11 protein-coding genes are annotated in these 11,894 nt (G+C 45.8%); 8 read left to right on the top strand and 3 right to left on the bottom strand.

What is annotated here, in order from left to right; translation table 11 throughout:
* On the top strand, window positions 1-1,113 hold the full coding sequence (locus BG260_RS02835) for a 4-phosphoerythronate dehydrogenase (protein ID WP_069130436.1): 1,113 nt from the start codon (window positions 1-3) through the stop codon (window positions 1,111-1,113).
* Between the two features lie 72 nt (window positions 1,114-1,185).
* Here BG260_RS02835 and BG260_RS14125 read toward each other — a convergent pair whose 3' ends face one another.
* Complete coding sequence (locus tag BG260_RS14125; protein WP_176719417.1) at window positions 1,186-1,344, bottom strand: hypothetical protein; 159 nt, start codon at window positions 1,342-1,344, stop codon at window positions 1,186-1,188.
* A gap of 88 nt (window positions 1,345-1,432) precedes the next feature.
* Here BG260_RS14125 and BG260_RS02830 point away from each other — a divergent pair, with 88 nt between their 5' ends.
* From BG260_RS02830 to BG260_RS02810, 5 genes are all read left to right on the top strand, one after another.
* Complete coding sequence (locus BG260_RS02830; RefSeq protein WP_069130435.1) at window positions 1,433-1,636, top strand: hypothetical protein; 204 nt, start codon at window positions 1,433-1,435, stop codon at window positions 1,634-1,636.
* A gap of 99 nt (window positions 1,637-1,735) precedes the next feature.
* Window positions 1,736-4,456 carry a UPF0182 family membrane protein gene (locus BG260_RS02825; RefSeq protein WP_069130434.1) on the top strand — a complete coding sequence of 907 codons (2,721 nt, stop codon included), beginning with the start codon at window positions 1,736-1,738 and terminating at the stop codon, window positions 4,454-4,456.
* An 82-nt stretch (window positions 4,457-4,538) separates the two neighbouring features.
* Window positions 4,539-5,786 carry a beta-ketoacyl-ACP synthase II gene (fabF, locus tag BG260_RS02820; RefSeq protein WP_069130433.1) on the top strand — a complete coding sequence of 416 codons (1,248 nt, stop codon included), beginning with the start codon at window positions 4,539-4,541 and terminating at the stop codon, window positions 5,784-5,786.
* 150 nt (window positions 5,787-5,936) lie between these two features.
* Window positions 5,937-6,224 carry a sll1863 family stress response protein gene (locus BG260_RS02815; protein ID WP_069130432.1) on the top strand — a complete coding sequence of 96 codons (288 nt, stop codon included), beginning with the start codon at window positions 5,937-5,939 and terminating at the stop codon, window positions 6,222-6,224.
* A gap of 67 nt (window positions 6,225-6,291) precedes the next feature.
* Window positions 6,292-7,386: a site-2 protease family protein gene (locus BG260_RS02810; RefSeq protein ID WP_069130431.1), complete on the top strand. Its 1,095-nt coding sequence runs from the start codon at window positions 6,292-6,294 to the stop codon at window positions 7,384-7,386.
* Window positions 7,387-7,413: 27 nt separating this feature from the next.
* On the opposite strand, the gene mscL is transcribed toward BG260_RS02810, so the two are convergent.
* A complete protein-coding gene (gene mscL / locus BG260_RS02805; protein ID WP_069130430.1) occupies window positions 7,414-7,815 on the bottom strand; it encodes a large-conductance mechanosensitive channel protein MscL in 402 nt (133 codons plus the stop codon).
* Between the two features lie 135 nt (window positions 7,816-7,950).
* The gene (locus BG260_RS02800; RefSeq protein ID WP_176719419.1) at window positions 7,951-9,417 is read right to left on the bottom strand and encodes a M24 family metallopeptidase; all 1,467 of its coding nucleotides are present in this window, start codon (window positions 9,415-9,417) and stop codon (window positions 7,951-7,953) included.
* Window positions 9,418-9,625: 208 nt separating this feature from the next.
* Here BG260_RS02800 and epsC point away from each other — a divergent pair, with 208 nt between their 5' ends.
* Window positions 9,626-10,456, top strand: coding sequence for a serine O-acetyltransferase EpsC (gene epsC, locus BG260_RS02795; RefSeq protein ID WP_069130428.1), 831 nt, complete (start codon window positions 9,626-9,628; stop codon window positions 10,454-10,456).
* 280 nt (window positions 10,457-10,736) lie between these two features.
* Entirely contained in the window at window positions 10,737-11,615 is an 879-nt protein-coding gene (gene cysM, locus BG260_RS02790; protein ID WP_069130427.1) for a cysteine synthase CysM, read from the top strand.
* The last annotated feature ends 279 nt before the right edge of the window (window positions 11,616-11,894 follow it).

Below are 11,894 nucleotides of genomic sequence, written 5' to 3'. Positions count from 1 at the left end.
ATGTCCGTCCAAATTCTGGCTGATCAATATCTGAAGTACCTGGATGAGCTCCTCCCGAAAGAGGCTGAACTTACCCGTTTCGATCCTGCAAAAGGTCTTCCGGACAACGTGACCCGTTATGACGCCCTGCTGATTCGCACCGTCACCCCCATCAACCCACCAACACTGCCTGAAGCCGGTAATTTACAATTTATCGGAACCGCAACAGCCGGTACAGATCATGTTGACCGGGAGCACCTGACAAGGTTGGGGATTGAATTTTCACAGTCGGAGGGATGCAACGCCAACGCCGTTGCCGAGTATGTCTTAACAGTGCTCTACCGATGGGCTGAAAAAACATCAACAGATTTAATGAAAAAGAGTGTCGGGATTGTTGGATGCGGCCACACTGGCGGAGCGGTCATTCGACTGTTAAAAAACCTTGGCATAACTTATCTGGCCTACGATCCGCCTAAAGCCAAGATCGACCCAAATTTTTCAAGCGTTTCCGTTGATGAGTTGCTCACATCAGATATTCTCACTTTTCATACCCCGCTGACTATGATCGGCAATAATCCCACAAATCATCTTGGCGGCAGAGAGTGGTTGCAACATGGGTTTGAGCTAATTGTAAATGCGAGCCGCGGCGGGGTTATTGATGAAGCAGCACTGCATGATCTACATCAACAAAAGGTCATACATAACTATGTATTGGATGTTTGGGAAGATGAACCAAACTTCAGAGACAGAATTGCTAAAAAAGCATTTATTGCCACTCCCCATATTGCCGGTTACTCCGTTGAGTCAAAATTCAGAGCCTCTAAAATTGTTCTTTCCCGATTGTTGAACTTCTTTAATCTCGACATCAACCCAAAAGCGGAACCTGAACGTTTTGAACCGGGAGAGTTTACATTTAACCCTGAATTCTCATTCAGTGAACTGCTGTGGCAAAACAACCAAATAAACTATTACGACTCCGAGCTGCGAAAACTCCTCGGGTTACCGAGCAACATTAAAAGCCGCCGCTTTGCTGAACTTCGCTCCAAAACTGCTCTCAGACACGAATACCGCACTATGATTACCGGAATGAAACTTGAGCACGATCTGCCGAAGGAGTTTCAGGCATTTGAGTGAAGCTTGCCTATCATCATATCTGAATCGGGCTTGGAGAGCAACAGGGTGACAGATCAGCTTTCACCAACACATTTAGAAAAAAACCCACAAGAGCATTAAAATAATTAACAGCCATACGGCAACCTTTACCCCGGCCGGTTGCCTGGGAAATTCGTAACCGCAAATGGGGCACACCTCCTCTTCTGCATCAACCTCCATTGCGCAACCGGGACACTCTTTTCTCTTGCTCATACCGTAAATCGGATTATTCCTATTTTTACCTCTAACAAAATTCTTCTATTCTCGTATTCATTACAAACGGCAACAAAATATAAAAATAATGGCAGGACAAGGATCAGGCGGAAATGTACTCGCGGCACTCGCAAGTTTATTCATCCCCGGATTGGGGCAACTACTTCAAGGCAGACTCATTATGGCTGTTGTGATGTTTGTTTTGGCGGCAGCCTTATGGGTTATTCTGTTGGGCTGGATCATCCATTTATGGTCAATTTTAGACGCTGCAAAATTTAAACCGCGCTCCTGAGCTGACCGGCCATCCGGTGTAAGAATCGTTTTCGGGCTTGATAAAGTAAATTCGTATTTTTCGCAGGCAAACCTAAAAGGTGGACTTTAACCAAGCAATATGAATCTACGCGTATTACGCATCATCGCTCTGATTGCGATTCCTCTCTTTCTACTCTCCCTCTCTTCAAGCTACATCTTCGAGTGGATGTGGTTGAAAGAGTTGGGATACTCTCAAATATTCTGGACACTGCGTGGAACGCAGGTTATTCTAACTCTGCTCGCGTTTACAGTAGCAGCTCTCTTTTTCATTCCAAATTTCCGCTTCTTGGCCGGTCAGCTCAAGCATGCAAATTTGAGTGCCTCACCCCTGCAGGGTTCCAACATCAACCTCGACTCCGACTTTGCCGGTAAACGTATCAAACAGTTTTTTACGCTTGGCGGGTTGATTATGGCGGTGATTTTTGCTCTTAGCTTTTACATTCGCTGGGATGAGTCACTGAGGTTCATCAGCAGCAAACCATTCGGCGAAACCGATCCGATGTTTGGGCGGGACATCAGCTTTTTTATGTTTGAACTCCCATTCTGGGACCTGGTTCAATCCTCGCTTACATCCATCGTATTTATCACACTGCTGATTATTGTGATGGCTTACATTTTTACCGGCCTTCTGATGATGCGCTCTTTTACAGAGTTCAGCGGCAGCAAAACCGTTTTCAACCATATCAAACTGAACGTCTCTCTCTGGCTGGGCCTTCTTGCCTGGGGGTTCTACCTGGATCGATACAGTCTTGTGTTTAAGGCAGACGGGATTGTATTTGGAGCCGGGTATACAGATGTGATGTACCAGCTTCCGGCAATCTGGATTCTGTTTATTCTTACCCTGTTTCTGGCAATCTTAATTCTTGTCAGCCGGTGGATAAAAACCGGGAAAGCCGTTCCGGGCCTGGCCATTTTAACCGTTTTAGTTATGATCGTTGGACGCGGTGTAATCCCGAGTGTCGTTCAGCAGTTTAGTGTAGAGCCAAATGAGCTGGAGCTGGAGTCGCCCTACCTGGAACGCAATATTGAGATGACACGGCTCGCATACAACTTACATAATGTAGAAGAGGTTGATTATCTGGCCGATGACACTCTCACGGTTTCCGACATCGCCAATAACCGGGATGCTATCGATAATATCCGTCTTTGGGATTCCCGTCTGTTGCTCAACACCTATAAACAGCTTCAGGAAATTCGATCCTACTACGAGTTCTACTCTGTTGATAATGATCGCTACATGGTAGACGGAGAGGTAAAGCAGATGATGCTCTCTGCCAGAGAAATTGCACGGACGCTCCCCAGCCAGTCCGATACATGGATAAACCGGCACTTACAATACACGCACGGCTATGGCCTGGTGATGAATCCGGTTACCGAAACCAATCGTCAGGGTGAACCACAGCTATACATCCGTAACCTGCCGCCTGCTTGGAACAGTGAAGATCTCCGGGTAGATAACCCGGCTATTTATTATGGAGAAAACAGCTCCGGGTACTACATTGTAAATTCCGGTGTTGAGGAGCTCCACTACCCCGATGGAGATGAAAATGTATACACACACTACAGCGGACAGGGAGGCATTCAGATCGACAGTTTTTTCAAAAAACTGCTTTTTGCCTGGGAGCTGGGAGATGTAAACATACTTTTGACCGACTACATTACAGAAGAGAGCCGTCTTCAGATCTGGCGGAGTGTACAGGAACGAATCGGAAAAATTAGCCCATTCCTACAGCTCGATCGCGACCCATACCTTGTACTCAATGATGGCAAACTCTACTGGATTCAGGATGCCTACACAACATCTGAACATTTTCCTTACTCACAACGATACCGAAACAGTTTCAACTACATTCGAAACTCAGTAAAAGTTGTGATTGACGCGTATGAAGGAACAGTAGACTACTATATTGTGGATGAGAATGATCCTGTTCTTGATGTTTATGATTCAATATTTCCGGACGTTTTTAAATCACTCGATGAACTACCTGAAGGGCTGGACGAACAGTTTCGGTATCCTCAGGATCTGTTTGAAGTTCAGATCGAAACATTCGCCCGATATCATATGACGCGCCCACAGGTGTTTTACAATCAGGAAGACCTCTGGACACGCCCCAATGAAAAATACGGCGGGCGACAGACCTTAATGGACCCTTATTACGTTCTGGCTCGACTTCCCCAAGCAGAACAGCTTGAGTTTATGCTTATCAGTCCGCTCACACCGGAAAATCGCGATAATATGATCTCCTGGATGGCGGCCAAATCCGACCCGGGGAACTATGGAAACCTCGTTGTCTATAAGCTTCCTAAAGAGCGGCTGATTTACGGGCCGGCACAGATCGAAGCAAGAATAGATCAGGATCCGGAGATTTCACGGCAGATTGCCTTGTGGGATCAGCGGGGATCTCGTGTTATTCGAGGAAATTTGATGGTAATACCAATCAAAAATTCATTCCTCTATGTTGAGCCTGTATTTCTGCTTGCCGATGGTGTAGATATCCCTCAGCTTCAGCGGGTTATTGTTGCCATTGGGGATGCTATTTCCATGCAGCCAACTCTCGATCAGGCACTTTTTGAACTCTTCGGTGATGAAGCAGCTCCAATTGTTGCTACTTCACCCATTGTTCAGCAACAGGAAGGACTCCCCGGCGATGCCCTGCCCGAAGGCATGGCGATAGATCGGCAAACACTTGAGCAGATACGATCCATTTGGGAAGACCTGAAGTCAGCTCTCGAAAATGGAGAGTGGGCACGCTATGGCGAACTGCTCAGCGAACTTGAAGAAAAAATAAACGAACTCTGATTTCCGAACATCCTGTAAGTTTTTAACCTGACCGGACATCAACCTACAAATTTAAACCAACGAAAAACTTTACTTATAAAGAATGAACAACACAAGAGTTGTAATAACCGGCCTTGGCGCCCTCACACCCCTTGGAAATACAGCCTCCGAATATTGGGAAAGCGCTGTAAATGGAAAAAGTGGTGCGGCCCCCATCACAAAATTTGATCCCGAAAGATTTCCGGCTCATTTCGCATGCGAAGTGAAAGGCTTTGATCCAAAAAGCCGGCTCGACAGAAACGAAATTAAACGATCTGACCTGTTCACCCAATACGGACTTTATGCGGCTGCCGAAGCGTGGGAAGATGCCGGCATTGATCTGGATAAGGAATCACCGTTCGATATCGGAGTCATCTGGGGAACCGGACAAGGCGGCATGGGAACGTTTGAAGATGAAGTTAAAAGCTATGTAAAAAGTGATTACAAGCCACGCTTCAGCCCATTTTTTGTACCCCGCCTGATTCCGAACATGGCTTCCGGAATGATCTCCATGAAGTTCGGCCTGATGGGAATCAACTATACAACTATTTCTGCTTGTGCCAGCTCCAATACTGCCATTATGGATGCCTTCAACTATATTAAAATGGGCAAAGCCAAAGCGTTTATTGCCGGCGGATCCGAAGCTCCGATTACTGAAGCGACCATTGGTGGATTTACCGCCATGAAGGCGATGAGTACACGCAATGATGAGCCCGAAACGGCTTCCCGTCCATTCGATCCGAGCCGAGACGGCTTTGTGATGGGAGAAGGAGCAACAGCGCTTGTTCTGGAGGAGTATGAGCACGCCAAAGCGCGCGGAGCCAATATCTATGCTGAAGTTGTAGGTGCCGCTATGACCGCCGATGCCTACCACCTGACGGCAACTCATCCGGAAGGATTGGGGGCCCTGCGCGGAATGAAACTCGCCCTGGAAGAGGCCGGAATAACTCCGGATGAGCTGGATTATATCAATACTCACTCCACCTCAACCCCCGTAGGTGATATCAGCGAAACCAAGGCGGTTTCTAAACTGTACGACGGTAGCAAGAAGAAACCGGTCATCAGTGCAACCAAATCTATGACAGGACACCTGTTGGGTGCTGCCGGAGCTGCAGAAGCATTTCTGTCGGTTATGGCTGTGAAGGAGAATGTGATTCCTCCAACGATCAATACCGAAACGATTGATCCGGAGATCCCAAAGAACATCGATATTGTGGTGGGCGAAGCCCGGGAAACAACCGTTAATACAGCCATGAGCAACAACTTTGGATTTGGCGGACACAACGCCATCACGTTGTTCAAAAAGGTGTAACATTTACTCCTGAAAATCATTATGGGATGTCTGATCAATTTCGGGCATCCCTTTTTTGTTTCCCAAATTTATGGCAAGTACTATTGGAACGATAATCACGCAAACTACTGTTAGGTAAACACATAGAAAGAGAAACAAAATGTGAAACCAATGGAAAAAAGAGAAGCATATCGCCAAAAAATCGAGGCAAAATTGGATGAATGGAAAGCCGAAATTGACCGGCTGAAAGCAAAAGCTCGTCAAAAGCAGGTGGATGTAGAAACAGAATATAAAGAGGAGCTGAACACTCTCAGAGAGAAAAGAGAAGAGCTGAAACGAAAGCTTGAACAACTTGAGGATGCAAGCGAAGACGCCTGGGAAGACATCAAAAAGGGGATTGAAAAATCCAGAAAAGAGATGAAAACGGCTTTTGATAAAGCCCTAAAAAAATTCTCCTGACACTTTCTAAATTCAGGCTGTCTTTCTATCTTGGGAAGACAGCCTTTTTATTTTTAATCCTGTTCTCATGAGCGCTTCCCTTCAATTAGGTCGATTTGCCGGAATTAAAGTTCAGATTCACTGGACCTTCTGGCTTCTGTTTCTCTTTATCGGATTTATGGTTTATGCCAACGACGGCAGTTTTGCCGACCTGATCTTGCATTTCATCTTCATAATAGCGCTATTTATCTGTGTTGTTCTGCACGAATTTGGCCATGCACTTGCTGCACGCCGGTACGGTGTTGGAACAAGGAATATCACCCTTCTCCCTATTGGAGGTGTAGCCAACCTTAAGGATATGCCCGAGAACCCAAAAGAGGAGTTTATCATTGCCATTGCCGGGCCGATGATCAACGTTGTAATTGCGCTGTTGCTCTGGCTCATTGTACCGGTCGATCAGTTTCTTGTTGATGATCCTGAGCTGCTTGAAGAACAACTGAGCGGTATTACTGCTAACAATTTCCTTTTCCATCTTTTTGCTGTCAATGTTGCTCTTGTTGCATTCAACATGATTCCTGCATTTCCAATGGATGGGGGGAGGGTTTTCAGAGCAATTCTCTCCACACGAATGAGCAGGGTTCAGGCAACACGGGTGGCAACGGCTCTCGGAAAATTCCTGGCTCTCATCTTCTTTCTGTTTGGACTCTTTTCAAACATCATACTGGCCATCATCGCCGTATTCATCTATTTTGGTGCGCATTCCGAAAACATTGTCATTCAACAAATCAGCCTGCTTCAGGGGAATGACATTGAAGATGCCATGATAACGGATTTCACAACTCTAAACCCCAATGATACACTTCAGATCGCTATAGACCGAATTCTGGCCAGCACTGAACAGGATTTTATTGTCGAAGAAAATGGGAATGTTGAAGGAATTCTGTTCATGTCCGACTTGGCTCCTGCCCTGCGTGATCGTGGTAAAGAGACTCCCGTTCGTGATGTAATGGAAACCAACGTCGTGACTCTTCAGGCTAAAGATCCGCTGCCCGCTGCCTACCGGGAGTTAAAACCGGGAAACAGAAACTTTTTCCCGGTTGTAGACAGTGGCAAACTCGTAGGGGTACTTGATATGAATAATATCAATGAATTCCTGACCTTTCGTGCCGCCCACGACTATTAATGAGCGGCCGGATCGCTCTCCAGATTATCACTTCGCTTTCAGCAGATCACGAATCTCTGTAAGGAGTGCCTCTTCCGCTGACGGCTTGGGTGGAACAGAAGGCTTCTCAACTTCTTTCTTTTTCATCCTTTCGAAGGCTTTAATCACCATAAAAACTGAAAAAGCTACAATGGTAAAGTCAACGATATGCTGAATAAAAACACCGTAGTTGACGGTTACCGCCGCGGCTTCCCCGGTTGCATCTTTCAGCGTAATGATAAAATCGGTGAAATCGATACCGCCCAGTAGCAATCCAATGGGAGGCATTAAAACATCATTTACAAAAGATGTCACAATCTTCCCGAATGCGGCCCCAATCACAACCGCAACGGCCAGATCCAGAACATTTCCGCGCATGGCGAATTTTTTAAAGTCGGCTAACAGGCTCATAGATTTATCTCCTTGTTGAAGTTAAAGTTAACTGCAACAGCAATATTCTACGAAAATCTGTGATTTCCTATAGTATCAGGTTTACCGACTTAAAAATATTACAGCAAGAAAAATTTAAGCCGTGATTCATCGGATTTATTCATCCAGCTTAAAATCAAATTTCTGAAGTAAACCTTCTTCCCTCATCAGTGCTTCAATTCCCTCAATATCACGGGGTACAAAATCTGTAATCACCTCTACGCCGTCTTCGGTAACCACAATCATATCTTCCAGACGAACATAAATATTCTCCTCCGGAACCCTGAACTGCGGCTCTATCACAAAAACCATCCCCGGTTCAACAGGTGTCGAGTAGTCGCCTACATCATGAACGGCCAACCCCACTCCGTGGCCCAGACCCATTCTCGGGTTTTGCGCCCTCTGCCTGTATGAGTCAATAAAGTCTTCTGCTGCCTGCCGATAAATTGATTTTGAGAACTCCATCTCCGCAAACACCGAATCAAACTCTTCCAGGGCGTTCAGCATAATCTCCTGAGGGGTGAGGCCGATCTCAATATTATCCAGAATGGTATCATACCAAGCAACATAGAACCCATAAAGCTCCCGTTGGACGGGGTTGAATGTTCCATTTGCAGGCCACATTCTGGCCATATCGCTCGTGTAGTAGTTATAAACCGGCCCATAATCCATAAGAATCATATCACCGTCACGGGCAGGCCTTTCACTGCCGTGGTAATGATTCATGTAGGCATCAGGTCCAATGTGCGTTAAGGCGTAGTAACCCTCACCTTCCACCCCGTTTTTCCAATACATGTACCGGGCAATTGCTTCCATTTCATACGCCTTAATCCCAACTTTGGTTGAGCGTATTACTTCCATAATAGCTTCCGCCTGCAAATCACTCGATTTTGTAATCAGTGCTATTTCAGCAGAACTTTTGATTTTTCTCATCTCATCTGTAATCGGGTCCAGGTTCTCCATTGCCAGATTTGCGGTCATTTCTTCAAGGTGACGAATAAATTCCAGGTGTCGTCCGGGTCTCTCATCAAATGGATCGTTCTCGCGATCACCGAGGGTTCGGTTTGCAATAGACCTTGTAACTCCCAGGTTTTCGTACGGACTCATATGAGTATAAACCGTGCTGTATGCAGAATTCTGATTCAACTCCTCTAAATCACGCTTCAAATCTGTGATATGTTTCACCTCATCAATTCCGGAAAGCTCTTTCACCAAATCCGCGTCCTGATAAGAGAGTACTTTCCCTTCGCCATACTCTCGTCGTTCGTTTCGATCCTGTAGATAAACGGTAGCACTCCCTGAGGCTCCATCCAATATCAGGTAGGCATAAGGAGATTTGATGCCGGTGAGATAGTAAAACTCGTTGTTCTGGCGAAAAAATTGAAAACCCATCGGCATCGGTGCGCCCTGAATGACGGCAAAAGCACTCCCCCCTATTTCATTATAAACCTGATTACGCCGATCAGCAAACTCTTGTGGAGTGAAATGTTCGGTAAAGAGCGGGCGTTCCTCCTTCTCAGTTGAGGTATTCCAGTTGTTTTGAGACATTCCATCAGAGAATGGAATAAGCAGGAGGGCCGACATCAGTAATGATGTAATAAGAAAAGATGTAATACTTTGAGCTTTCATAAGATTGAGAAACGATTGAAATTTGAGTTATAGTCAGATTCTACACAAAAAACCCGAAATACGAACCATATTTTTGTAACAGTTTGTACACGTGTAAACGGGAAGTCCCGGCAGTTTGTTAAATTAGAGGTTATCCAATTAAGACTAACAGCAAAAAATTACATTGAAGAATCAAGCCTCATTTATTCAGGAGTTACTACAATCACATAAGGAAGCGTCAAAATGCCCGCCGCCGGAGATGGTAATTCAGTTTTTTGATGATCTGCTCGGAGTTCTGTTTCCCGAATTTGCCATGGATCGGTTTGAAGATGCCGATGAAATCGTTCAGCGCCTTGATGAACTGAAAAAGAGACTGAGAACCATTTTTGATCACAACAAGGAGTGTGTAAAAAGTGGCGTGAATGGTTTAGAGGAGAAAGTTTTCAATGAACTACCAGAAATTCGACAAAAACTTTTACGTGATATAGAGGCGATCTACATGGGGGATCCGGCCGCTCAAAGTAAAGGTGAAGTGATTCGAACCTATCCCGGATTTTATGCGATTGCAGCATATAGAATTGCTCATCTATTATTAACACACGGTGTAAATTTAATCCCTCGCATTATTTCAGAACACGCCCACCGCCAGACCGGTGTAGATATCCACCCGGGGGCTCAAATCGGTGATCATTTCTGTATTGACCACGGGACCGGCATTGTCATTGGCGAGACAACCGTCATCGGTTCAAACGTTAAAATTTATCAGGGTGTAACGCTTGGTGGATTGAGTGTAAAGAAAGAAGATGCCAAGAAAAAGCGTCATCCAACAATTAATGATGGTGTGGTGATCTATGCCGGAGCCACTATATTGGGCGGTGAAACGGTGATAGGCGAGAATAGCATCATCGGCGGAAATGTGTGGCTGACCAAGAGTGTACCGGCCAATTCAAAAATTTACTACCAGGCGAAGATGACCAACGCCGAAGGAGAAACGGATACGATTACGTTTAAATGAATTACTAATGGCACTCTCCCCTAGAGAGGGGTGTCCGGGACTGGGCTTAAACATACACGCCAGCCATTCATGGCCGGATACAATCTGACAGCGTTGTGAAGAAAAAGATTGGACGTTTGCAGGAACCGACAGCCGGCTTTACGCTGCCAGGTCGGAATTTTAATAAACCTGACAGCACCAACCGGATCTGTCAGCGTTTAACAAATGATGAAATGTGGCGAGACGCTGCTAGGTTTTACGAACACTGTCAGGTCAAAACTTTAACCAAATTGTATACCCAATGAAGCTTGAAAAACTTATCGGCAACACACCACTGATTGAACTGGAACAGATTCCGATTAACAAGAATGTGAAGATCTACTGTAAGCTGGAGGGACAAAACCCGGGAGGAAGCGTAAAAGATCGCGCGGCTTTGGGGATGATTAATGGAGCTTTGAAACGGGGCGATATTAAGCCTGGCGATACACTGGTGGAGGCCACAAGTGGTAATACCGGAATTGCCCTCGCGATGATTGCCGCTATGAAGGGATTGGAAATCAAACTGCTGATGCCGGAGAGTGCCACGGAAGAGCGGGTGAAATCGATGAAGGCGTATGGTGCTGAGGTGATTCTCACGCCGGCTGAAAAGACCATTGAGTACTCCCGTCAGCTTGCTGAAGAAATGGCCGAAGGGCATGGATATTTTCAGCTGAACCAATTTGCCAACCCGGACAATTACCGGATGCACGAAAAAACAACCGGACCTGAAATCTGGCGCGACACAAATGGAAAGATTACTCACTTTGTCTCGGCTATGGGAACTACCGGAACCATTATGGGTGTTTCCCGATATCTGAAATCTCAGAACCCTGATGTGCAAATTGTGGGAACTCAGCCTACGGAGGGATCATCCATTCCGGGAATTCGGAGGTGGTCACCGGAGTATTTGCCAAAAATTTTCGAAGCCGAACGGGTAGATCAAACCGTGGATGTAAGCCAGGAGGAAGCCACAGAGATGGCTCGGCGTATGGCGAAAGAGGAAGGGATTTTTGCCGGAATGAGCAGTGGCGGTGCATTGACAGCTGCACTGAAAGTGGCCGAGAATTTAGACGAGGCCGTGATCGTCTGCATTACCTGCGATCGTGGAGATCGGTATCTGAGCTCTGATTTGTTTGAGTGATCTGACATTCAGAGCATATTTTCGCCCTGTTTGCAGGTTGTGTTGCATGTCTGACAGCACACTGAATACTTGAAATTGACCTTTGATCCTACCCTTGTTTTGTCCCTAACGGGACAGAGGAATCTTTTTAAGCGATGTTGTTCATGGTTATTTTTTTTAAAACAGCATTTAAAAATTTCTCTGGACTTCCTTCAAATTTTAAATTCACGCCGGATTTCTAAAGGGATCAAAAAAACCATCAAATCAGATAAAGATGATTACGGAGTATTGCTGGCGGGA

Origin of the sequence: Rhodohalobacter halophilus, from assembly GCF_001715195.1 — a bacterium.
In the GTDB taxonomy this organism is placed as follows: Bacteria; Bacteroidota; Rhodothermia; order Balneolales; family Balneolaceae; genus Rhodohalobacter; species Rhodohalobacter halophilus.
The sequence above is the reverse complement of the archived record's forward strand: the minus strand, read 5'-3'. Positions and strand labels throughout refer to the sequence as shown.